At 69.0% G+C, this 22,326-nt stretch carries 26 protein-coding genes; 8 read left to right on the forward strand and 18 right to left on the reverse strand.

All coding sequences use genetic code 11. The features are described 5' to 3' along the window. Window positions 1-7: 7 nt before the first annotated feature. Both ABZX22_RS15890 and ABZX22_RS15895 read right to left on the reverse strand, forming a co-directional pair. The gene (locus ABZX22_RS15890; RefSeq protein ID WP_354909113.1) at window positions 8-784 is read right to left on the reverse strand and encodes a hypothetical protein; all 777 of its coding nucleotides are present in this window, start codon (window positions 782-784) and stop codon (window positions 8-10) included. A 78-nt stretch (window positions 785-862) separates the two neighbouring features. Beyond that, on the reverse strand, window positions 863-1,906 hold the full coding sequence (locus ABZX22_RS15895) for an NAD-dependent epimerase/dehydratase family protein (protein WP_354909116.1): 1,044 nt from the start codon (window positions 1,904-1,906) through the stop codon (window positions 863-865). A gap of 222 nt (window positions 1,907-2,128) precedes the next feature. Here ABZX22_RS15895 and ABZX22_RS15900 point away from each other — a divergent pair, with 222 nt between their 5' ends. Continuing rightward, window positions 2,129-3,517 (forward strand): hypothetical protein, encoded by a 1,389-nt coding sequence (locus ABZX22_RS15900; RefSeq protein WP_354909119.1) that lies wholly within the window; start codon window positions 2,129-2,131, stop codon window positions 3,515-3,517. A gap of 81 nt (window positions 3,518-3,598) precedes the next feature. Here the strand turns inward: ABZX22_RS15900 and ABZX22_RS15905 are convergent, their stop codons facing one another. The 11 genes from ABZX22_RS15905 to ABZX22_RS15955 form a co-directional block, all read right to left on the reverse strand. After that, the gene (locus ABZX22_RS15905; protein WP_354909120.1) at window positions 3,599-3,763 is read right to left on the reverse strand and encodes a hypothetical protein; all 165 of its coding nucleotides are present in this window, start codon (window positions 3,761-3,763) and stop codon (window positions 3,599-3,601) included. A gap of 334 nt (window positions 3,764-4,097) precedes the next feature. Beyond that, complete coding sequence (locus ABZX22_RS15910; RefSeq protein WP_354909121.1) at window positions 4,098-4,331, reverse strand: hypothetical protein; 234 nt, start codon at window positions 4,329-4,331, stop codon at window positions 4,098-4,100. A gap of 16 nt (window positions 4,332-4,347) precedes the next feature. Beyond that, window positions 4,348-4,599: a WhiB family transcriptional regulator gene (locus ABZX22_RS15915; protein WP_354909515.1), complete on the reverse strand. Its 252-nt coding sequence runs from the start codon at window positions 4,597-4,599 to the stop codon at window positions 4,348-4,350. Continuing rightward, window positions 4,596-5,147: a hypothetical protein gene (locus tag ABZX22_RS15920; protein WP_354909123.1), complete on the reverse strand. Its 552-nt coding sequence runs from the start codon at window positions 5,145-5,147 to the stop codon at window positions 4,596-4,598. Before ABZX22_RS15920 ends, ABZX22_RS15915 begins: the two co-directional genes overlap by 4 nt. Window positions 5,148-5,294: 147 nt before the next feature. Beyond that, a complete protein-coding gene (locus tag ABZX22_RS15925; protein ID WP_354909124.1) occupies window positions 5,295-7,478 on the reverse strand; it encodes a hypothetical protein in 2,184 nt (727 codons plus the stop codon). A 31-nt stretch (window positions 7,479-7,509) separates the two neighbouring features. Then, entirely contained in the window at window positions 7,510-7,896 is a 387-nt protein-coding gene (locus tag ABZX22_RS15930) for a hypothetical protein (protein ID WP_354909127.1), read from the reverse strand. Between the two features lie 569 nt (window positions 7,897-8,465). Continuing rightward, a complete protein-coding gene (locus ABZX22_RS15935) occupies window positions 8,466-8,738 on the reverse strand; it encodes a hypothetical protein (RefSeq protein ID WP_354909129.1) in 273 nt (90 codons plus the stop codon). Next, complete coding sequence (locus ABZX22_RS15940) at window positions 8,735-8,926, reverse strand: hypothetical protein (RefSeq protein WP_354909130.1); 192 nt, start codon at window positions 8,924-8,926, stop codon at window positions 8,735-8,737. The genes ABZX22_RS15935 and ABZX22_RS15940 overlap by 4 nt, the downstream gene beginning before the upstream one ends. Then, a complete protein-coding gene (locus ABZX22_RS15945; RefSeq protein WP_354909131.1) occupies window positions 8,923-10,464 on the reverse strand; it encodes a hypothetical protein in 1,542 nt (513 codons plus the stop codon). The genes ABZX22_RS15940 and ABZX22_RS15945 overlap by 4 nt, the downstream gene beginning before the upstream one ends. Window positions 10,465-10,604: 140 nt before the next feature. Then, entirely contained in the window at window positions 10,605-10,835 is a 231-nt protein-coding gene (locus ABZX22_RS15950) for a hypothetical protein (RefSeq protein ID WP_354909134.1), read from the reverse strand. A gap of 242 nt (window positions 10,836-11,077) precedes the next feature. Continuing rightward, a complete protein-coding gene (locus tag ABZX22_RS15955; RefSeq protein ID WP_354909136.1) occupies window positions 11,078-11,677 on the reverse strand; it encodes a hypothetical protein in 600 nt (199 codons plus the stop codon). A 439-nt stretch (window positions 11,678-12,116) separates the two neighbouring features. On the opposite strand from ABZX22_RS15955, the gene ABZX22_RS15960 reads away from it, so the two are divergent. The 3 genes from ABZX22_RS15960 (at window position 12,117) to ABZX22_RS15970 (ending at window position 13,248) form a co-directional block, all read left to right on the forward strand. Next, window positions 12,117-12,596, forward strand: a complete 480-nt coding sequence (locus ABZX22_RS15960; RefSeq protein WP_354909138.1) for a GntR family transcriptional regulator — start codon at window positions 12,117-12,119, stop codon at window positions 12,594-12,596. 167 nt (window positions 12,597-12,763) lie between these two features. Then, the gene (locus ABZX22_RS15965) at window positions 12,764-12,982 is read left to right on the forward strand and encodes a type II toxin-antitoxin system HicA family toxin (RefSeq protein WP_354909140.1); all 219 of its coding nucleotides are present in this window, start codon (window positions 12,764-12,766) and stop codon (window positions 12,980-12,982) included. Then, window positions 12,979-13,248 carry a type II toxin-antitoxin system HicB family antitoxin gene (locus ABZX22_RS15970; RefSeq protein ID WP_354909143.1) on the forward strand — a complete coding sequence of 90 codons (270 nt, stop codon included), beginning with the start codon at window positions 12,979-12,981 and terminating at the stop codon, window positions 13,246-13,248. The genes ABZX22_RS15965 and ABZX22_RS15970 overlap by 4 nt, the downstream gene beginning before the upstream one ends. 70 nt (window positions 13,249-13,318) lie before the next feature. Here the strand turns inward: ABZX22_RS15970 and ABZX22_RS15975 are convergent, their stop codons facing one another. After that, entirely contained in the window at window positions 13,319-14,017 is a 699-nt protein-coding gene (locus ABZX22_RS15975) for a thermonuclease family protein (protein ID WP_354909145.1), read from the reverse strand. Between the two features lie 254 nt (window positions 14,018-14,271). Between ABZX22_RS15975 and ABZX22_RS15980 the strand changes: the two genes are divergently transcribed. The 3 genes from ABZX22_RS15980 to ABZX22_RS15990 all read left to right on the forward strand — a co-directional run bounded on the left by ABZX22_RS15980 (window position 14,272) and on the right by ABZX22_RS15990 (window position 16,398). After that, complete coding sequence (locus ABZX22_RS15980; protein ID WP_354909517.1) at window positions 14,272-14,937, forward strand: site-specific integrase; 666 nt, start codon at window positions 14,272-14,274, stop codon at window positions 14,935-14,937. 197 nt (window positions 14,938-15,134) lie between these two features. Further along, window positions 15,135-15,377, forward strand: coding sequence for a GntR family transcriptional regulator (locus ABZX22_RS15985; protein ID WP_354909147.1), 243 nt, complete (start codon window positions 15,135-15,137; stop codon window positions 15,375-15,377). Window positions 15,378-15,843: 466 nt separating this feature from the next. After that, window positions 15,844-16,398 (forward strand): hypothetical protein, encoded by a 555-nt coding sequence (locus tag ABZX22_RS15990; protein ID WP_354909150.1) that lies wholly within the window; start codon window positions 15,844-15,846, stop codon window positions 16,396-16,398. A 256-nt stretch (window positions 16,399-16,654) separates the two neighbouring features. Here ABZX22_RS15990 and ABZX22_RS15995 read toward each other — a convergent pair whose 3' ends face one another. The 3 genes from ABZX22_RS15995 to ABZX22_RS16005 all read right to left on the reverse strand — a co-directional run bounded on the left by ABZX22_RS15995 (window position 16,655) and on the right by ABZX22_RS16005 (window position 19,023). Beyond that, entirely contained in the window at window positions 16,655-17,686 is a 1,032-nt protein-coding gene (locus tag ABZX22_RS15995; protein ID WP_354909152.1) for a hypothetical protein, read from the reverse strand. 174 nt (window positions 17,687-17,860) lie between these two features. Beyond that, window positions 17,861-18,322 (reverse strand): DUF1801 domain-containing protein, encoded by a 462-nt coding sequence (locus ABZX22_RS16000; protein ID WP_354909154.1) that lies wholly within the window; start codon window positions 18,320-18,322, stop codon window positions 17,861-17,863. Window positions 18,323-18,567: 245 nt separating this feature from the next. After that, window positions 18,568-19,023 carry a carboxymuconolactone decarboxylase family protein gene (locus ABZX22_RS16005; protein WP_354909156.1) on the reverse strand — a complete coding sequence of 152 codons (456 nt, stop codon included), beginning with the start codon at window positions 19,021-19,023 and terminating at the stop codon, window positions 18,568-18,570. 178 nt (window positions 19,024-19,201) lie between these two features. Between ABZX22_RS16005 and ABZX22_RS16010 the strand changes: the two genes are divergently transcribed. After that, on the forward strand, window positions 19,202-21,688 hold the full coding sequence (locus ABZX22_RS16010; protein WP_354909159.1) for a tetratricopeptide repeat protein: 2,487 nt from the start codon (window positions 19,202-19,204) through the stop codon (window positions 21,686-21,688). On the opposite strand, the gene ABZX22_RS16015 is transcribed toward ABZX22_RS16010, so the two are convergent. After that, entirely contained in the window at window positions 21,682-22,236 is a 555-nt protein-coding gene (locus tag ABZX22_RS16015) for a hypothetical protein (RefSeq protein ID WP_354909161.1), read from the reverse strand. The two genes, ABZX22_RS16010 and ABZX22_RS16015, sit on opposite strands and share 7 nt — an antisense overlap. Window positions 22,237-22,326: the final 90 nt, after the last annotated feature.

The raw sequence follows: 22,326 nt of genomic DNA on the forward strand, positions 1-22,326 counted from the left end.
TCGTCCTCTACTGTCCGCAGGTGAGAGTGTCTCGGGCATGGGCGAGCGCATCGTCGTGGGTGGCGCCGTCGAGCCGGGCCTGCTCGCTGGCGAGCATGACGTCGAAAGCGACGGCGTGGAGCCATGAGGGGATGGAGATACGCAGGTGCGATGGGTCGGGCCACCATCGCTGAAGCGGCAGCCGGTACCGGTCCAGGCAGTCGGCAGTCTTGAGCAGGTCGACCAGCAGCGGGGCCCGCCGGTAGGCGTCCTGGTCGGACGGGGTGAACTCGGCGTACGGCGTGTCGTGCAGGGCGATCGCAGCGGCCATCCGCGTCACTGCAACCGGCGGCAGAGGGATGCCGAATGCGGTCTGCACCCTCAGGTGGTTGCGCGCGACCCAGCGCGCGGCCCGCCGCCCGTGCCCGGGGTCGGCCCGGTCGTTGCGCCGCCGGCAGTCGTGGATGGCGGCAGCCGTGCACAGTGCGCTGGTGTCCTGCTCGTCAAGTTGGTGCTCGGCGGCCAGCAGCGCCGCCAGCAAGCTGACGCGAGCGTTGTGCCCGATGCCGTGGATCGAGTTGGCCTGGTGCTCATCGGTGAACCAGCCGACCTCGGGGACCAGCATGGAGGGCAGGCACGGCACGTGGGCCGGGACGGCTGCCACGGGTGGGCGGTTGCTGGCAATCCAGGCGAGGGTGGCCTGGTCCATGACCTGGCGGGCTGGCAGGCATCTCCGCTCGGCGAGATCCCTGAGCGGTGCGGCGGGTGAGGTCACGATGCCCTCCGATATCTCGGTGATCTTCATGACGTGGTCGGCCAGCGGCGCTGCGGAGATGCAGCGCCGCTGAACCGCGTACCGGGGTTAAGGGGACGGTCGTGGCTGTTAGGCGGCGGCGGACGCCTCGGCCCTCATCCACTCGGGGATCACGTGCGGGTTGGCCTGCAACCAGCTGACGTACCGGTCGACGCCCTCGTTCACGGCGATGCGGGGCCGCCAGCCGAGCAGGTCTCGGCTGCGGGTGGTCGCGGCGTAGCCGCCCATCGGGTCGCCGTCAGGGCGCGGGGTGTTGACCAGGCAGGCCGCGGGATAGTGGGCGGCGATGCGCTCGGCGATCTGCCGGACCGACGTCGCTATCCCAGTGCCGACGTTGATGGTTTCACCGGCCGCGGCCTGGGCGACCAGCGCCAGGACGGTGGCTCCGGCAATGTCGTCCACGTGCACCATGTCCCGCACCTGGTACCCGCCGCCGTGCAACTGCATCGGCAGCCCAAGGTGGGCGCGCATGGCCAGGCAGGCGACCATCCAGGAGTGCGAGCCGGGCTTGGGAACCTGCGGGTCGCCGTAGACGGAGAAGTAGCGCAGCACGGTGTACTCGCTGCCGCTGCCCGCGAGCAGGAGCCGGACCTGGTGCTCGCCCCATAGCTTGCTGTTGGCGTACACGGAGATGGGCTGGGTGGGCTGGTCCTCGGAGAACTCGACGGGCCCGCCGGCCTGGTCCGGGCCGTCCCCGTAGACCGATGCTGAGGAGATGAACACCAGCCGCCTCACCGAGGATGCAGCCGCGACCTCCTGCAGCACGGTCTGCGTGCCGGCGACGTTGGCCGCGAACGCGGCCTCCGGCCTTCTGGTACAGGCGGCCACATCGGCGTAGGCGGCGGCGTGGATGACGTAGTCGGCTCCCGCGACCAGGGAGCGGACCGTGGCGGCTTCGCGGACGTCGCCCAGGACGACCTCCGCCCCTTCGAGGCCGAACACGCCGCGGACCGGATGCGGGTAGGCGTCCAGGCGGTCGAGCACCACCGGATCGGCGCCGAGAGCGGTAAGCAGCCGCACGATACGGCTGCCGACGAGCCCTCCACCACCAGTGACGAGCACACGAGCGCCAGCAAGGCAGTTCAGACGATGATCTGACAGGAGATCGTCCACAGCGTGAACCCTTCGAGCGGGGGGACAGGAAGTGGCGGCCGATTGTGCGGCCTCACACCGCAACTGTCCGCTTTCACGCGATCCTGCCGCCAGTGGCGATTGACGCCCTGATCAGGGGCACCTACGGTCCGGGAGGAGGGCACAGCTTGCCCTTGCCGGGCGAGCCCCGGCGGCGGGAGGCTGACACACAGAACGCTGCGGTACGTGCTCGAAGGAGATCGAGTGAGACCTCACGAAACGCACCCTGGCGAGATCCGCGCCCGCGCGGCCGTCGAATTCGGCGAGACAGCGCCCGCGCAGGTCTACAACGACATCGCCCAGCAGATCCACCTCTGCTGCGGCCATAGTCTGCTCAAGAGCCACCGCCTGGCGCGCGGGTGGAACCCCCAAGAGGCCGTTGATCAGCTGATCGAGGTGGCCGAAGCGGAGGGGCTACCCGTACGCGGAGTAGAGGTGCGGTCTCTGCGGCGGTGGGAGAGCGGCGGCCATGCGGATGCCGACTACCAGGACCGGCTGGCGCGGCTGTACGAGACAGGCCCGGTTCAGCTGGGCTTTGCCACCGACTACACGCCAACCTCAGGGGGTGATCGTACGAACCGCCGTGACGCTCTGCGCGGTGCCGCGCGATTGGGCGCCGCAGCGTTGCTCGCTCCGGGGCTGCTGGCCACCACCGCCGAACAGGAAGCGCGGGAGCTGACCCGCCGCAGCGAGGAAACCGACCTCGGGCAAAGCAGCCTCGCGCACCTGCAACGAGTCATCACCGACTACGGCCGGCACTACGCCCGCTACAGCGCTGACGAGTTGTGGGAGGCCTCGCTCGGTGATCGCCGTCACGTCGCTGACCTGCTCCAGCACCGCACGACGCTGAAGCAGCGGCGCGAACTGTACGTCTCCGCTGCCTGGCTGTCGCTGGTGCTGGCGTGGGCGGCAGGCGATCGCGGCCAGGTGCGGGCTGCGCTGGCATACGCCGCGGATGCCCGTCACCACGCGGAAGAGGCTGACCATCCTGAGGCGGTCGCGTGGGCGTGGGACGTCGAGGCCACGACGTGGCTGTACGACGACCAGCCGGACGAGGCGCTCCGTGCCGCGCAGCAGGGAGCCGCGGTGGCGCCGGCCGGGACTGCGGCGCAGACCCGCTTAACGGGGCAGGTAGCTCGGGCACACGCCCGCTTGGGCCACGCGGGTCCGGCGTCGGAGATGTTGAAGGTGCTGCGCGGCCACGCGGAGCGGCACGAGGCGCACGCGACGGGCCTGTTCAGCGCGGACGCGGTGCGAGCGTGGTCGGTGGCCGCGACGTCCTGCCTGTGGCTGGGCGACTCCGGGCAGGCCCACGCTTTCGCGTCGCAGGCGATGGACGTGTACGAGCAGGACCCGAGCATCTCTCCGACCAGGCGGGCGATCACCGCGCTCGACCTCGGCATCGCCTGCGCACGGCTGGGCGATCCGGATCAGGCCGTCGCTCATGGCCTGGACGCGATCGCCACGCCGCGCCACGCTGCGGCGATCGTGTCGCGCAGCGCGAGCCTCCAAGCGACGCTGGAGCGTAGCTACCCTGGCGCCGCGGTGGTCTCTCGCTTCCAACAGGGCCTGGCTGAGTTGCCCACGTCGTAACGCTGTCTACAGCCGCGGACGTTCGCACGCGCCTGAGATGCAAGGAGCATCCTCACCCCCCACGGATGAGGGTGCTGCCTTTCATGCGGGGCCTCGGCGACGCCACTCCTCGAACACCGCGAGTGCCCGCTCTCGTACGGCGTCCGGCCGGGGCTCGTCTACCAGCAGCATGGCCAGCCGCTCCTCGGCGGTGAGGTCGGCCCAATCCTCGGGGCTCAATCCGTGGGGGATGTCGTGAGCGTCCATGCCGCCAGCATCAGCGTTGCGAGGGCGAGCGGTCCCGCGAACGGCGTCTTGCCCTGGCTTGTCCAAGGTCTACCACTTCGACCAGGTCCGAGAGCTCTACGTGCTGCGCGACGGCCTTGGGCGACCAGCAGTAGGCGACGAGATAGCGCCGGCCGCGGACCCAGTGGGAGACGCGTAGGCACTCCCGGCCGCTGAGGATGATGTGCTCTACCTCGTAGCCGCCGGGAGCGCGCCAGAGCACCATGCGCCGAGCCTACGCCGAAACGGACACGGCGGCGTATCCTGGACATGGAGATGCCCCGGCCTCGACCTCATGACCGGGGCATCGTGGTGTCTACTGCAGGCAGTCCGGGAACACCTCCAGCCGCTCGCATGCGGCACGCTGGCGACTGTCGACGGCCACCAGAACGGCGCGGGCCGTGCTGAATGGAGCCACGGTCAGAGTCGTGTCCCCGCGCTCGATGACGAGGCCCCGCGGCCCTGCGGGCGCTGAGTCCGCGGCGGCGATGCCGCAGCCCGTGGCGGCGAGAGTGAGCGCCGCGGCGGCGGCCAGATGGCGTACGTGCATGGTTCCTCCTTGGGGGTTACGCGGCTCTGTGCCGCTTGATGCGTCGGCGGTCTCTCTCCGAGGTGCCGCCCCAGATGCCGAACAGCTCGTTGTGCTCGATCGCGTAGTCGAGGCACTCGGTGCGGACAGAACAGCGCCGGCATATCTGCTTGGCCGGCCTCGCTGGCTGGCCCTTCTCGGGGAAGAACACCTCTGGGTCGGTCTGGGAGCACAGGCCGCCGGCCATCCATGTTTCGGCGGCGGCCAGAGTCTCGAGGTCGTCCATCATGTCGACGAACACGGCACCTCCCCCGTCAGCCATCGGCCGTCGTGGGGCATGACCCGGCCGGCGGCGACGAGCGCATACACCGCGGCGTAGGTTTCGCCCAGCTGGACAGGGCAGGCGGCGAGCTTGGCGATGATGACCGCGAGACGTCGCGGCAGCGGGCCGAGGACCTCCAACGCGGTGGTGCAGTCGGTGATCTCAGCCCGCCAGACAGGTCGTCGGGCGTCCTCCGATTCGGCGTGGAACAGCCACCGGCGCAGTGTGGCGCGGCGGGCGGCGACGCGCGTCACGAGCTGCTCGACGCGGCGGCCTCGGTCGTGCACGGCGACCGACAGCTCGACGAGGTCCTCGGCGAGGTCGCGGTCGAGGCGGTACGGCGTCCACCCCTCACCTCGCAGCGGACGGACGCCGAGCGCGAGGGTCGCGCCGAGCAGGGACCGGATGCTGTTGGGGTCCAACCCTGTCGCTCGGGCTCGGCCGCACATCATCGCGGCGTCGGCGCCGAGGTCGGTCGTGTCCGCCAGCACCTCGGCTCGGGCAGTCCAGCTCACGTGTGCACACCTCCATTCGGTGACGGATTGTGACGGCGGTCGGCGACGGGTAGAAACGTGTCAATGTCCCAGCCGATCCCCGTATATGGCCCCCCGGGGGAGGGGCTGTGGGACATTTCCGGAGAGGGGCTGCTGGGACAATTACGATCACTCTTCGTGTTCGTTGGCGGTATCGATCGCGTCGTCTTCCGCCTGCTCCTCGGCCTGCTCGATGAGCTCCTCGGTGGTCAGCGTCGAGGCCCCGTCTGTGGTGAGCGCGGCGGCCGGCGTGGGCGCGATCAGATGCCAGCTCGCGCCGCGGCCCTTGCCGCGCAGCTCGACGATCCCCTCGAACCGCAGCCGATCCAGGCACCGCCACGCGCCGCTCTTCGACAAGCCGCGCTCGTGCCCGAGCTCCTGCTCCATCGCCCGCTCAATGTCGCGGGTCGAGGCGCCCTCGGGGCGGGCGACCATGCGCAGGATGACCGTGCGCAGCTCGGGGTCAATGACGGTCTGCTCGGCGGCCTGGCGGCGCCGCTCGATGGCGACCGCGCGCCGCTCTCCCGCTGTCAGGCTGGTGTCGAGGCTGCCGGTCTGGGCGAGGGTCGTACGGGCGCGGTCGCGGGCCTCGGCGGCCCGGCCGGCAGCGACGTCTTCGGGCATGCTGCTCTCCAGGGGTGTCGGCGCTGCGCTGCGCTGGGCTGGCTTGGGGGCCTTGGCCAGGCGAGAGGTGGGCGGCTCGATCGACAGCAGTTCGGTCACCACGTCGGCGCCCATCTGCTCGACGATGTAGGCCATCAGGCCCGGCTCGAGCTCGGCAGGTCGGCGGCGGGCGGCCAGGTGGTCGATGTCGGTGAGCTTGTCGAGCTTCCAGCCGCGGCCGCTTGACCACTGGCCGCCGATGTCGGCGACCAGGACCACGCCCGCGTGGCCCTCGCCGTACTCGGCCATGTTCGGCAGGCTGAGGCCGTACTCGCCGGCGGCGTGCTGCATCTCGGACTTGCGATTGACGCGGCCGAGCACGACCTGGTCAACCATGGTGCGTGAGTTGCCGCCGCCGGTGTAGGCGGCGGTGCCGCGGGTGCCGGCCATGATGACGGGCACGCCCTCAGAGCGGCCCTTGCTCATGACGTAGGCGAACTCGGCGCGGGTGGCGAGGCCGATGGGGTCGTTCTTGGCGAGCAGTTCGTCCATCTCGTCGAGGATGATCGGCACGAGCGGCACTTCGCGGGTGGGCTCGATGGTGGCTTCCTCGGCGTCGTCGAGCGATCCGCGGTAGTCGATGACGTGGCGGGCGAACTGGAGGAGACGCAGGGCCTTGATCCGCTCGTTGGGGCCGCACGCCGACGCGCCCAGGGCGCGCCGCCAGCGGCGCAGCTCCTTGGCTTTGGAGACGTTGATCCCGATGGGCCACGCGTTGTCGGCAGCGCTGGCCCGCTCGTAGACGCAGTTGAGGATGACGGTCTTACCCGAGCCGGGCAGCGCCACGATGACGATGCGCTTGGCGCCGTCCTCGTCCCACAGGACGATCTGCAGCGGGCGGCCGGTCTCGGGGTCCATGCCGATGATGAACGGCTCGCGCACGTCGGCCAGCTGTGGGAGGACGATCTCGGGGGTGGGGTCGAGCAGCGGGTGAGGGAGCGGCTGCGCCCACGGGTCCTTGTACCGGATGCTGATCAGCAGCCGCCCGGCGATACCGCCTGGACGGGCCTTCACGCGGGAGGTCTTGAGCATCTCCCGCTCGGCGATGCGCTCCTCCAGGTCGCGGGAGGCCAGCGCGGAGGCGCGGCGGCCGGTGCCGACGGTGTCGAGCTCGAACTGCTCGCCGAGCCGTGTCTCACGCCAAGAGACGAGGTGTGATCCGGCCAGGCCGTACAGGGGGGCGCGGCGGTGCCAGTCCTCGCGTGCCTGCTGCCAGGCGATGGCGGCCACGATGGCCGGGTCCTTGCGGTAGGCCCAGTAGATGAGCCCGGCCGTGACGGCGCCGAGCCACGTCATCGCCCCGGGGATGCCCTCGACGCTCGCGGTGACGCCCCAGGTGGCGGCGGCGGTCATCCAGCTGCCGCCGGCCAGCGTGGCCAGCGCCGCGCGGGCGGGCCCGCGCTGGCCGGGCAGGCTCATCTCGCGTGCGTACATGCCGATCGCGGCCACCGCGGTCAGCGGCAGCCCGACCAGGGCGGGCGCGTCCACCTGGTGTGCGGCCTCGGCCAGGCCGTACGCGCCAGCCATGAGCGCGAGCGGGCCGCGGCGCAGGTGGTCGCGCTGTACCCAGCCGACCGCGCGCCCGAGCAGCCCGCGGCGCGACCGTTCGACCGCTGGCGGGCTGGTGACGTCGTCGGTGTCGAGATCCACGAGGAACCCTTTCGTGCAGCGTGCGAGCGTGTCAGGCGGTCTCGCCGGTGAACCAGCGGCCGTCGAACGGCAGGGTGACGCCGTTGGCGCGCAGCTCCAGCACCTCGCTGTAGACGGTCAAGAACTCCTTGAGCGCCTCGGCGAGCCGCTCGGACACCTCGGAGACGTGCTCCGAACTGGTCGTCAGCCCCTGGACGGCGGCAGGGTCCAAGCCGACGTCGTTGACGCAGTTCTCGCGTGCCTGCTCCAGCGCGTCGGCGTAGGCGAGGACGCCGGCGGTCTCGCCCTGCATGAACGTGATGAGTGCCGTGTCGTCCTCGGGGGCGAAGTTGGCGACGCGGTCGGCGAGCACGCGCCAGTCCTCGGGCGCGGCGACGCCGGATGCGGCCTGCTGGGCGGTCTCGGTGAGTGCGGTCATGGTGGTGCCTCCGGAAGGAGCTGTGCGAGGTGAATGTGCTGGCTGTGCAGGGGCGCTGGATGCCGGGGATTCCTGCTTAGGCCGGGGGGTCGGCGTGGTCTGAGGGACGGGGGCCGATGGTGTGGAGGGCTGGCCGAACAGGAGGCGGGCACGGGCCATGCCGCGCCGTACGGCGTTGCGCTCGTCAGCCTGGCCGCGGGTGGCCCGCCACCGGTCGAGGACCGTCTCAGCTGGGCGGCGGGTCTGCCGCTCAGCCCACCGGGCTTCCCACCTGCCTCGCCTGACCTCATGCTTGGCCGACATCCGCTGCTCAGCGGCCTTGCTGGCGCGGCGGATGGCCCGCCAGCCGCGGGAAGCCCCGCGGCCAGCGAGCTCGGCGCTGGCACCCTTCAGATCAGACGACTTGACGGGCGCGGCGCCCGTGCTGTTGTAGAAGCCGACGAGCCAGGACCGGGGGCCTCTCGGCCCGCCCGGTTTGCCGCCGCTGACCGTCTTCCGGCTGCCGTGTTTCTTCGTGACTACCACGAGGCCAGCACCAGCAGCAGCAACGATGACCAGCTCAAGCCCTGTCATGTCTCAAGCTCGTCATCGGTTGGCTGCGGCTCCTCGTCGGCGTCGGGGTCGTCGGGGATGCCGTTCGCGTCCGCGTACGCATCACAGGCGGCCAGGATCGCAGTGCCGGCCGTGCAGGTGCCGATGATGATGCCGATGCACGCGGCGGTGGGCAGGTCCGTGATGATGCCCAGAAAGAGGACGCCAGTGACCATCGCGAGGACGCCAATCCAGGTGGGTCGGAACGCCCACCAGCGCATGAGGAAGGGCTTGAAATTCGGGAGTCTCATGAGAAGAACGCCTCCCAAAGGGTGCCCAGGCTGACGTCGCTCCACGACCGGGCGCCGGCGGCGAGGGCTCCTGTCATGAGTCCGAAACCGCCGAGGATGAGCAGCTCGAACCACTTGGTGATCTTCGACCAGACGCCGAACCCGATCATCCCGAGGAGGACGAGCCAGATGCCCATGAGCCAGTTCATTCCGCACCTCCGTCGGTCGCTTCTGACCCGTTGGCGGAGACCGCGGTCGCGACCACATCGGGCGGAGGAGTCGGTGTGCCTCTCTCGTCGAAGATCCAGCCCTGCGCGGTGAGGAGCCGGCGCCCTTCCTGCATGCAGCTGAGGGCCCATGTTTCGGAGAATCCGGACCAGTCGGCGAGCTCTCGCTTGGACGGAGGGTTGAGCTTCCTGACGCGACCGGTGTAGTACCGGACTGTTCGGCGTCGGTCCTGCTCGTTGGGCCTTTCACGGTCGGCGACCGGTCGCGAATCGGTCGCGACCGACTCCTGTTCGGCGACCGGATCCGCGTCCGAATCGGCGACCATGAGCGGGGGCAGCAGGCCCTCGCTGAGCGGTCGCGGCTGCGGTCGCGACCACAGCTCGAACGGCACCAGATGCCCGACCGGTCGCGCGTCGCCCGGGTCGATCACGAGGCGGGTCCGCGGGGCGGGGATCACGAGCGCTCGGGTGGTCGCGGGAGTGGTCGCGTCCTGGTCGTCGGAGTGGTCGCCGGCCGCGACCAGTTCGCGACCACGCAGCTTGAGTTCGGCCCACTCGGCGAGGTTCGCGCTGATCTCGTCGGCGCCTTCCGGCATGCCGCCCGCGGGCGTGTTCGCGGGGTGGTCCAGCGTCTGCCAGACGGGCCGCGGCTGGACCTTGGTGAGGGTGGTGGCGCCTGCCCAGGTGGCAGCCTGGTCGAGCAGGCGCATCTGTAGCGCCTCGTCGCCGATCAGGTCGGTGTACTCCATGAGCGCGTCCATGGCCTTGTCGAACGCGGCCTGTGCGCGGTTGAGCTTCCTACCCTCGACGCCCGCCTCCTGGAGTACGCGCAGGCGCTTGGCGGCCTTGGAGACGCGGGTGATTCGCCGGTGGGCGTCCACCTCGGCGGCGGTGCGGTCGCGAGCTTCGGCCAGGCCGAGCCGGACCATGACTCGATCCGGGGTGAACCGCCAGGCGATGCGGCCTGTGCCGCGGATGCGGTGCCGTTCGATGGCCATGCCGCGCTCCCACAGCCACGCGGCGACGAGGGGAGCGGCCAGCCGGAACACGGCCTCGGCCAGGCTGCGGGCGTCCATGCTGGACAAGACAGCGGTGAGCACGGTGAGCGCCCACACGGCGATGCCGTCGATCCCGGCGGAGAAGTTCTCGCGCATGTTGCGGCGGGCGCGCACGGCGGAGGTGACGATCGCCACCTCGATGAAGGCGAACAGCAGCAGCCTGAGCGGCCCGTCCAAGCCGAGGACGTCGCCGGAGAAGCGCCACATGCCCTGCGCGGACACGCCCGTGGCGATGGAGGCGGCCACGATCGTCAGGACGTCCTCGACGGATCGGGCGGCCAGGTAGGGGAGGGCAGCGCGGCCAGCCTTGCCGATGAGACGCAGGCTGGCGCGCCCGAAGAGCCAGGTGGCGACGACGGCGCACAGCGCGCCGACGATCCACCACACCCACACGGGCGGCAGGATCGGCGCGATGCGCGCGGTGAGCCACGCCCACCAGTCGGAGGGCGTGGAACTGGACAAATGATCAACGGGGGTACCGTTGACCTGCATGGCAGCACTAATGTGCCTCATGGGCTGCAGACCTTCGGTTCGAGTCGGGCGGTCTGTGGTCAAGTCCTCCGGGTCAGGTGTTGGCGCACCTGACCCGGGGGCATTGGGGGTTATTCAGTTGTGGGGTCGCCCTCGATCGGGCGCTTCAACCTTTTCGAGATTGCCTGCTGGGACACCTTGAGCAGTTTGGCGATCCGCTCTTGGGACCAGTTGCGCCGCATCAACTCGTGGATGAGGCGGCGCTGCTCTCGTTGGGCTTCGATTCCGTCTTGGACTCGCGGGACGGTGGCGATGAGCCGCTCGATGAGCACCTGTTCGCTCACCTCTCTTTCGTCGGCCATCACTCCTCAGGTATACGCCTCATCGGTCGCTGACACAACCGGGGTTGTGAAATTGGTTGCGGGTTTCCCTCGTCCGGCCCCGGGAAACCCGGGGCTCATGTCCCGGCGCGGATGTGCCGGGCTTGACTGGCGGCCCCGCCCGATGCCCCCTCCAGCGCAAAGAGCGGGACCGCCTACCCCGGCCCTTGCCCGCCGGGGCTTCCGGTTCTTGCACGCCGGTGATACATGCAAGAGCCGGACGTCTAAGGGCTGACCCTGAGGTCTACGAACGCCACCACGAGCTGCTTGGCCAGTGCAGAACCCAGCACTTGGAACTGCTCTAGCTGGACCAGGGCGTCACGAGCGATAAGCTCCGCTGACTGGTCAGGGCGCGGCTGGTACACGTCTGCATGGACGGCGTACGGCTCGACGCCGGCGACCGTGCATGAGACTGCTTCCTCGCGCAGGTGCGGACAGTGGGCGAGCGATATCGGGATGCACGTCTGGCATGTGGGCGCGATGTGCGAGTAGTACTCGCCGAGCGCGTTCGTGAACAGGTACCGCTCCGGCGTAGGGAACAGCCACCAGATGCGGCCGTTCTCCGGGTCGACCGCGGAGTGCTTGCACACCTGGCAGAGGCTCTGCAGCATGCAGCGCCGTTGGCGTGCGGTGTGCACCGTCCGGTACTCGGGCCGGCCGGTGCTGACCATGCCCTGCCGCGTCCACAGCACCCCGTACATCCAGTCCTGGGGGACCGGGTCCTTGTAGGAGAGGCGCAGTCCGCGGTGCTCGTCACTCCACTGGAATTCGAGCGGGTGACGGACGTGCTCGTCAGCCCGGACGTTGATGTATGGGATAGGCACTCGCGGGCTCATCGCTTGTCCTGCACCTCGTGCGGATCTTTGGTGGGGTGAGGCCCCGGCTTCCGCACCGGGATACGCGGCAACGCGGGCGTGTCGGCGGGCTTCTTCTCGGAACCTGTGGGGCTTTCCGAGGCGCTCATGCCGCCGCCTGGCTGTAGCTCGCTGAGCAACGCAGGATGACGGCTCGGATCTCGAGCTCAGCGATGGTGGTAGCGGTCGCTGTCTCGCCGGTCCCGCGGTGGGTGAGCTCGTATGTCCCGTGCTCTCCGCGTGTGACGGAGCACTCCGGGACCTCGGGGAGGGTCATGCCATGAAAGGTACTCCTGGACAAGCTATCTGGTCTATAGGTAGATATATCTTGGCTAGGAAATCATGAGATCTCGACAAGTGAGCCGTAGTGGTCGAATAGGGCACCAGATGGCTCATCTACCGTGCCCACGTGCTCAATCGTGAGGGGCCCGTGCCGCTCTACCAGCAGGTCGCAACCGAGATCAGACGCCGCATCGACAGCGGCGCGATCCCGCCTGGCCATTCCGTCCCCAGCGAGCAGGAGATCGAGGACGAGTTCAACGTCTCTCGCATCACCGCAACAAAAGCACTGCGTCTGCTTAGGGAGCAGGGGCTCGTCTATTTGGTGCCAGGACGTGGCACGTTCGTGGGCCCGGAAGATGCACCGCGGGTGTCGAGAGCGGCCAAGCCGTACGAGAAGATCGCCGCCGAGATCGCTGATCGGATCAGGGCGGGGGAGCTGCGTCCAGATCTCCCGATCCCGAGTGAGACGACGCTCAGGCAGCAATACGAGGTAGCCAAGGGGACCGTACGTCGAGCAGTGGCGCTACTGCGAGAGCAGGGCTGGGTGTTCACGGTCGAGAAGCGCGGAAGCTACGTCTCATCTCCGGAGAACTGGCCGACGAGCTGAGCGTAGGGGAGAGGTAGAGGTCCTCCCCGCCGACAAGGTGGAGATCCGCGGTCCCGCGTCCTGACGCGAACGCGAGTACTTCTCATTCCTCGACGACTGATCAAGGCGGCGCCCTAGCCTTCGCGGTGGGTGTGGTCACACGTCGATCGAGGTAAAGGAGTCCCCGTATGGGGAAGGACGACGCCCTTCCACGTGCTCTCAACCAACGCAACGCAAAGAAGTTGTTGGAAGAGCATGGGTGGGTGGAGACCCTCGGGGGAAAACATTCGGTGAAGATGGAGAAGCAAGGATGCAGGCCGATCACGCTGCCGATGCACAGTGGTAAGGACTATTCACCCTCGCTGAGAGATGCCATACTCCGGCAGGCAGGACTGAAGGGACGGTGAAGCGCTACATGGCCCCTGACATGGACGAACGCACCGGGACCTACACGGTTAAGGTTCACACCGAAGAAGATGGCACGGTGTGGGCTGAGGTCGATGAACTGCCGGGTTGCTTCGCCTCGGGCGAGAGCATCGAGGAGCTGTGGACGAATCTTGCGGAGGCGATCGGCCTGTACCTGTCGTCGGATGAGGTGTCCGTCAAGGTCGAGATGAGGGAGTCTGATCCCATCACCGTCCACACCAAGGAAAAGCTCTTCGCTGTCTGCTGAGCATCCACCGGGAACGTCTACGGCCCCGTCTCCCTCTGGGAGGCGGGGCCGTTTCGTGTCTAGGGCTGGCCTATCGCTCGCAGACGACGCCGTCACCGTCGCGGTCCTCGTACCAGTAGTACTCGGGATCAACGCCTCTGCGGTACGGCCCGTAGCCGGCGGCGTTGGCGGCGGCACACGTCCGGAACTGCGGATCGTTCCCGCTCGATGGCGGGTCGCTCTTCGTCGGGGTGGGGGTCGGGGTGGGCTGCGGGGTCGGTGTGGTGCCGCCCTTGTCGCACTTGCCGGACCAGATGCGGAGCTGCTCCTGCTGAGCCTTCGCCTGCTCGGCGCGCATCACCTTGATGTAGGCGTCGTTCGGCTTGTACAGGACTGCCTTGGCGTAGCCGTAGCGGACGAGGTTGCGGTTGACGTGCACGCCCGAACTGTTGAACGCGTAGAACAGGTGCCGGCCGTACCGGTCCTTCGGGTCCTTGTCCGCTAGCAGGTAGACCGACTTCCCGACCGGGAGCAACTGCGCGGTGCGGGCTGTGGCGGTCTTGAACCAGCATTCTCCCCGCTCGGGGGTGTCAACCTCGAGGAGCCGGACGCGGTACGTCTTGCCTCCGCGGACGATGTCGATCGTGTCGCCGTCCACGATTTTCGTGACCTTCGCTGCGAGCGTGCCCTTCGGCAGGCCCGGAGGAGCCGCAGCGGCCGGCAGTGCGACGGCAGGGACCAAAGCCGCCGCGGCGGTGACGGTGGCGGCGGCACGTAAACGCATGCGCATGCTGATTCTCCTGAAACGGATGATGTCGACGGGAGTAAGACGAACCAATGAGGCGTGCGGTGCACAGCCATACCGAATTCGTTGCCTTAGGGCAGATGTCGCACTTTCACTTGACGCAGCCCTTGCGCATCGCTCTTTCGGATTTGATACCGCTTTCGCAAGTCCGCCCGTTCATTGGCGCGCGGTGTTAGCGTGAGCGGCAAATGAGTACCGCTTCTATAGAAGAAGCGGTACTCAGGGCTGAAAGGATCTTCATGCCGTCTCCGCCGACCAATGCGGGCCAGACATTCGCTCCCGAACCGCTCACACACGAAGAAACTCAGATACTCATCTCAACCGTCTCGACACGTTCGATTTCAGGCATACGGCTACGAGCACTCATAGCTGTGATGTACGGGACAGGAAGCCGCTTAAACGAGACACTCAAGCTTGAACCGCGCGACGTCGACCTTCAAGCAGGTTCCATACGAATACGCTTTGGGAAGCGCAAACCACGTAAGGACCTCAGTAAGGCGCCCAATCCTTATAGGGTGCGCGTCGTCGGGGTGGATCCCGCCAATCTGGCACATCTGGCCCGATGGATGGACAAGCGCGCCAGTCTGGGTCTGACCGCCAGACATCCTCTCTTCGCCACCTACTCAGAGGGAAACGTGGGCAAACCGCTCGATCCGCGCTACGTCCGCGCCGCGCTGAAGCGCGCAGCCGAGAGGGCCGGGATCGACAAGCGCGTCCACCCGCACGGCCTCCGCCACTCTCTGGCCTTCGACCTCGCCGAGACGGGCGTCGCTCCGCACGTCATCAAGGACCAGCTGGGGCATGAGTCTCTCGCCACCACCGACCGCTACGTCAGCCATCTCAATCCGCGCCAGGTCATCCAGGCCATACAGAACAGGCGTCCACCCGAAGAGCCCGGCCGCTAGGCCTGCGCGCCATCCGCGGCCGGGCTCGGCTCGCGTGCGACGGCGCGGGCCCGACAGATCCGGCAAGGGAAATGTATCCGCGCCGTCGCTTGTGTCCCTTCTACCCCAACTTCGTATGGGTACACATGGGTGCGCCTGGGTGCGCCTGGGCGGTTCCCGGCGTGCTGGGCACCGCCTGGGGTCACTACCGTTTTTCCATGATCAAATGGGATCTCGAGCGACCTCGCTGGCTACAGCTGATGGAGATTCTGCGCGGGCGTATCCAGGACGGCACCTATCGCGGCAAGATTCCCAGCTTTAAGCAACTCGTGCAAGAGTTCGAGCTTGGAATCAACACGGTGAAGCATGCGGTTGACGCGCTAGCCGAGCAGGGGTACGTCCGGAAAGTGGAGTCGCTCGGGACCTTTGTACGCCCGCCGCAGGACTGGCCCGAGCGGTAGCCGCTCCAGGGCCGATAGAGTCGCCGCGAGCGGAGTCTCCAGAGGTAGATCATTTGTAACCATCTGATTTGGCTATTTCTCGCTTCGCAGCGCAGCTCTGCTAGCTGGGTTTCCGCAGGTGGACCACAGCGCTAGCGACACCACGACTACGGATCAGAAGGTTAGGGGTTCGAGTCCTCTCGGCCGCGCTTCACGAAGAAGGTCCCTGAGCAGGCATTACGCCTCCAGGGGCCTTCTCGTTTTCCCGGCTCACCCGGTCTCTTCTCCCCCCTTGGGAGCCGCCCGCGCTTCCAAGGGCTCCCAACCGGGGCCGATCATGCGATCGTGTCCCGTTCCGCCGACGTGCCACCGGCCGGGCGAGTTCCCGCGTAAGGGGGAGTGGGATCACCCTCGGGTGGGAGGGGCGGGGGCATCCCGATCGCGAGCCTGGTGGTGTTACGAACAGCTGAGATCAAAGGGATTCTCGATGACCATCACACGACTGGCCCGCCGGAGCCGTGTCGCCCTCGCCGGGCTCGCCGCCGGGCTCGCCGTACTCACAGTGACCGCGCCGGCCGCACAGGCCGACCCCGGACCGAAGCCCGCCGCGCTGCCGGACTTCCTCCTGTCCGGGACCGGTGAGGGCACTCTCGACATCCTCGGGGCCGGGTGGAAGGGGCACAAGGTCCGGTTCGCCATCGAAGCCAAGGGCTTCGCCACGGAGTCCCAGGGCACCTTCCGGGTCCAGCACTGGTACCCCGACGGGAAGGTCTTCGCGGACTTCCAGGGGAAGATCGACTGCCTCAACGTCGGCGGAGACGTCGCGGTGGTGACCGGAGTCATCGAGAAGGTCAGCGCGTCCCCTGCGGAGATCGAGATCCCGACCGGCAAGCGGGTCGGGTTCACCGTCGACGACGAAGGCAAGCGGGACCGGCTCGGCTGGAGCTGGGCCGTCCTCGGGTTCGAGCAGGAAGTGCCGATCTGCATGGGCACGGCGCCGATCCTGCCCCTGAGCAAGGGCGGCTACACCGTTCGCGACTGAGCGCATGGCAGAGGCCTTCGCCTCAGCTGACGGCAAGTTTCGCTTCAGTGGGACGATCGGATCCAATCTTGCTAACGCTGGTGCTGACAACGACGCCGGACGCGGGTGAACGGGCACGGAAGGCGACCATGTCGAATCCGCTTCTGAGCTGGGTGGAGCACTCCGGTGTACGGCACTGGACGATCATGTGGAATCGCGTAATGAAGTGCTCCCGGCGTAGATCCCACTCCGGACCGGGGGATCTGTCGTTGTACTCCTACCGCGTCGGTGTGAAGGACGAGACGATCAACCAGATGCCTGCGACCGCGATCACAGTGGCGACGGCGAGTTCTTTCACCCGGCCGGCGGCCACATCTTTCGACTGTCCGCGCATCATGCTTCGCGCCAGGCGGACGGTCGTGACCCAGGAGGTCCGCCCGGCGGGGCTCCAAGTGGCCGACGCGACGAGGACAGCCGAGACAAGCAGCGGCCACCGTACCGAATCGGCGAAAGACATCTCGTAGTCGCCGCTGTACTGGCTGGCGTACGTCGCGACGTCGAGCAGCGGGAAGAGGAGAAGGGCGACCGCGGCCGCGGTGCTTACCCACCGTCCCCATCGGATGGAAGTGGCGACTCTCGTGGCCGCCGCCAATGCGACGAGTGCCACCGGTAATCCGATCGCGTCGGCCTTACCGGACCACCAGGCGGGGCCGTCCCAGATGGACTCCGGGGTCTTCAGATAGACGACGCCAACCAAGAACGTGTCGTATGTGATCGTCCAGCGGTGGAACATCGCCGCCCATGCCGCCGCGCCGACGGCGCCCGCCCACAGGATGACCCCGTACGGCCTCCGAGGCAGGGGTGACCGGGCCACCAGGAGCAGTGCCCCTGCGGCCACCGGATAACAGGCGATCAAAGGCCAGGGCGGCATGACCGCGCGTTCCTGCCCGGTGCATGGGTCGGGACCCGGTAGAGAAAACGCCGTGACCAGCCCGAACGCGAGCACTGTGCTGACTGCGGCGACGGCGGTGAGCGCGGACCGACGTGACCCGCGCAGGAGAAGGCCGACCACGGCGACCGGCAGCAGGAGAACGCCCCAGAACAGCAGCTCTCCTGGCACGTACTCCAGCGCGTATGGGCCTTCACCCGAAGAGGAAGCGGAACCCATCCCGGAACAGAACCAGCCGACGCTCTGCCTGCCGACCCCGAAGGCCGTCAGGACCACCGGTCCAGCCGCGGCCAGAACCGCACCGAAGCGCAGCGCTGCCGAAACGGGAGATGACGCATCTGCCGCGGGTTCCTGCATCACGGCGCCCTCTCCCGGAAATGATCAATCCGAGTCAGGGTAGCGGATGACCGTCGACTGAGCGGGTCCGCTTTCTGGCGGCGGTGTCATGCGGGCTGGGTGGTCGCGATTCGCCGGCCAGACTCCCATCAGCCGCGTTGTACGGCGTGGCGCTCCGGTTTCAGCTCACCGCTCGCTTCACGAGCTCGCCGCTCGCTTCACGAGCTCGCCGATCATCGCCTCGTCGGCGGCGGTGAGCTCCTTCAGGGCGTAGGAGGTCGCCCACATGGCGCCTTCGTCGAGGTTCGCCTGGTCGCTGAAGCCGAACGTCGCGTACCTCGCGTTGAACTTCTGGGCGCTCTGGAAGAAGCAGACGACCTTGCCGTCCCTGGCGTACGAGGGCATGCCGTACCAGAGCTTCGGCGCGAGGCTCGGCGCGCTTTCCTTGACGATCGCGTGGATCCGCTCGGCCAGGACCCGGTCGGCGTCCAGCATCTCGGCGATCTTCGCGAGCACGGCGGCTTCGTCCTCGGCGGCCTTGTCGGCGCGCGATCCGCGGCGCGCGGCCGCCTTCAGCTCCTTGGCGTGCTCCTTCATCGCGGCGCGTTCATCCTCGGTGAATCCGACGAACGTCTTGTCGGCCTGCTTCGTGTCCTTCATTGGGAGCTTCCTTCCGGTATGCGGCTTTGATGGTCAAGGGTGTCATGGACGCCGCTGCGGCGGCTTCTCCGAAACTGACGTTCGACGCGACGTGTTTCCGGCGGGCGAGCGCGCTCCGGCTTTCCAGGGAGGGCGAGCGCGCTCTGGCTTTCCGGCCGGCGCTCCGGCCTTCCGGTGGGCGAGCGCGCTCCGGCCTTCCGGCGGGCGAGCGCGCTCCGGCCTTCCGGCGGGCGGGCGCGGGACCGTCAGCCCCAGGCGCCGGCCAGCTGGCGGGTCGTGGCGTTGAGCCGGTTGAACAGGTTGGTGACGCCGATCATCAGGATGATCGCGGCCAGCTGCTTCTCGTCGAAGTAGGTGGCGGCCGCGTCCCAGATCTCGTCGTTCACCGCGTCGGGACGGTCGGCCAGCCGCGTCGCGGCCTCGGCCAGCGCGAGCGCCGCCCGCTCCTCGTCGGTGAAGTACGGGGTCTCCCGCCAGGCGACGACCGTGGCCAGCTTCTCGTCGCTCACTCCGGCCTTGCGGCTCGTCTTGACGCCGCCGTCGACGCAGGCGCTGCAGCCGTTGATCTGGCTGACCCGCAGGTGCACCAGCTCCAGGATCTGCCCGTCCACCCCGCCGGAGTGCACGCTCTTGAAGAGCTCCTGGATGGGCTGCATCGCACCGGACAGGACGACGGCGGGGTTCTGCATACGGGACTGCATGTCGGTGTTCTCCTCTTCAGGTTCGGCGCCCGTCCTTGCGGGGCGTGGGTCCATCACAGCCCAGCTGGTTTGCCAGGACGAGGGAGATGGGACACGCTGGGACAGCTGAAACGGCCTTGATCAGCGCAGATCCGGCCCGGAAAGTCAGTGCCGGAGCGGGACAGAGAGGCGGAGAACCGTGGGTGTGCAGCAGCGGACGACGACGGCCGATCCCCAGGATGAGCTGGCCGCCCGGCTGCGGATGCTCCAGGAGCTGTCCGGGCTCGGCGTGCGGGCCCTCGCGCGGGACACGGGTCTCAGCTCGTCCTCGCTGTCGCGCTACCTCAGTGGCCAGACGGCACCGCCCTGGCCCGCGGTGATCGCGCTCTGCCGCCTCGTCAAGCGTGACCCCCGCCCGCTGCGTCCGCTGTGGGAACGCGCCTCGAGCCCGCTGCCGGCGCCCCCGAAGAGCAGCCGCCAGGTGCAGCCGCCGTCCCCGCCCGCCGGGGCCCCGCGCCCGCCACGCAACGATCTGCCGCGCGACGTGCCCGACTTCACCGGACGCCAGGCCCAGCTCGCCGCCGTGCTCGCCGCGGTGGACAGCGGCCGGGTGGTCGCCGTCGACGGCATGGCGGGCGTCGGCAAGACCTGCCTGGCGGTGCACGCCGCCCACCTGCTGGCCGCCGATTACCCGGACGCCCAGCTCTATCTGGACCTGCACGGCTTCACCGAGGGACGTCAGCCCCTCGATCACGACGCCGCGCTGCGGACCCTGCTCGCCGCGCTCGACGTCCCCTCCGAGAAGATCCCGCAGGAGGGCGGCATCGAACCGCTGGCCGCCTGCTGGCGGTCGGAACTGGCGAGCCGGCGGGCCGTCGTGGTCCTCGACAACGCCGCCGACGCCGACCAGGTCCGCCCGCTGCTGCCCGGCGCCGGCGCCTCCGTCGCCCTGATCACCAGCCGTAATCGGCTGCTGGGCCTGGACGAGGTGCCCCCGGTCTCGCTGGACGTGCTGACCCCCGAGGAGAGCGCGGAGCTGCTGGCCCGCGCCAGCGGTGACCCCAGCGGCTCGGACGGCCGGCTGTCCCGCGAACCGGAGTCCGCGGCCGAGGTGCTGCGGCTGTGCGGCCACCTGCCGCTGGCCTTGCGGCTGGCCGCGGCCAGGCTGCGGCACCGGCCGGGCTGGACCGTGGGCATCCTCGTCGAGCGGATGCGGGAGGGCGCGGACGAGTTCGACACCGCGTTCGCGATGTCGGTGCGGCAGCTGGACCGGGGCCAGCGCCGCCTGTTCCGCCTGCTGGGCCTGCTGCTCGGGTCCTCCTTCGACGAGTACGTGGCGGCGGCGCTGGCGGACGTGCCGTTGCGCAGCGCCCGGGCGATGTTGGAGGACCTGCTCGACGCGCACCTCGTCCAGCAGCCGGCGGCCGGCCGGTACCGGCTGCACGACCTGGTGCACCAGCACGCGCGCCGGGCCGTTGAGGAGCAGGACTCAGCGGAGGAGCGGGAGCAGGCGCTCGGCCGGGTGCTCGACTACTACGTGCACGCGGCAGCGGCCGCCGACGCCGCGATGCCGCTGCTTTCGGGCAGCCGGGCGGCCTCCGCTGGCCGGCCTCCCGCCGAGCTGCCGCGGTTCACCGACAAGAAGGCGGCCCTCTTCTGGTTCGTCACGGAGTACTCGAACCTGATGGCCGCCTTCGAGGTGGCGGTCGCCACCGGAGCCGACGCCCATGCGTGCGAGCTGCCGCGCTTCATGCGCACCTTCTTCGCACGGCGCTGCGGCACCACGCACCTCAATGTCCTGTTCGAGCGGTCGCTGGTGGCCGCGCAGCGTCTGGGCGATCCGCTGCAGCTGGCCGAGGCGCACAGCGACCTGGGCTTCGCCCGGTACAACGCGGGCCGGATGGCGGAGGCCGAGGCCGCGTACGAGGCGGCGGCACCGCTGGTGTCCCGGACGGGGGACGCCCGGTTCGAGGCCGAGCTGGCCATGCGCCGTGCCTATCTGCGGTGGGACGAGGGGTACGTCGAGGAGCCGCTCGAACTCTTCCGGCTGGCGGGAAGGCTGTACACGGCGGCCGACTGCCCGATGGGCGCGGCCCACGCGACCGCGTGCGAGTCCTGGGCGATGCTGCAGCTGGGACACCGCGAGGAGGCGGCGCGGCTGGCCCGGCAGGCGCTGGACATCCCGCACACCGACCCCGCGTCGGCATCCCCGCTGACGGCCCGGATCACCCTCGGCGTGGCGGTCGCCCCCGAGGAACCCGGCGAAGCGGTGAGGCACCTGCGGGAGGCGCTGACGCTGGCCCGCGAGGACGGGCACAAGCACAACGAGGCCTGGTGCCTCAACTGCCTGGGCGTCGCGCTGCGGCAGATGGGCCGGTACGAGGAGGCGCTGGCCAGCCATCGGGAGGCGTTCGCGCTGCTGGACGAACTCTTCGAGGAACACTGGAAGATCCGCTTCCTCAACGGCTACGCCGAGACCTGCCGGCTGGCGGGCCTGCCCGAGGAGGCCCTGCGGCTGCACCGGCAGGCGCTGGAGCTGGCCCCGAGACTGGGCAACCGGTACGCGGAGGCGCTGGCCCACGAGGGGATCGCGGTCGTGCTCGACGGGACGGATCCGGCCGCGGCCGCCGAGCATCGCGCGGCGGGGCAGGCCGTCCTGAAGGAGCTCAACCCCGGGGCCTACTGATCACGCCACCGGTCGGGACGCCGCGGATCCGCCGGGCCGCGATTGACGCACCGTTCGGCCGACCGGGTGCTGGAGACGGGGCAGGGAGCGTGCGGGAACCGAGGGGGGCAGCGTGTCTTGGGGAAGGCGGCGCACAGCCGGGATCCGTTGACGACGAATGCGGCCGCGGCGACGGGGAGGGCGCAGACGGCCTGCGTCATGACGAACCACGCCGGGAGCATTCCGGGGATCATGTCGATGGCGATGATCGCGATCGGCATGATGACCGTGATGACGCGCATACGGAGATAGGCCCATCGTGCTCCCCGCGCGGCGAGGACGGTCAGCCAGTAGGCCACCGCGGCGCTCGCGAGCACTCCGGCTGACCGGCCCCACATGAACGAGGTCACCGCGTGTCCGGTGGTCGCGAGTACGGCGACCGTGACGAGGACCGCGGCGCTGAGCGCGCCGTAGGCCGCGACGAGGATCCTCGCCGTGGCGAAGGCCCGTCGGGCCTGCGGACGGTCGGGGCGGGCCGTCTCGGCCGTGGTGCGGTTGGTGGTTTCCATATCGCTTTCTCCCCTTGCGTCGGCTCGCGTGGTGCCGACCTTGCGTCGGCTGGCGTGGTGCCGACGTTAGGGAGCGCGACAGGAGGGGCG

This window comes from Nonomuraea sp. NPDC003804 (assembly GCF_040610675.1).
Classification (GTDB): Bacteria; Actinomycetota; Actinomycetes; order Streptosporangiales; family Streptosporangiaceae; genus Nonomuraea.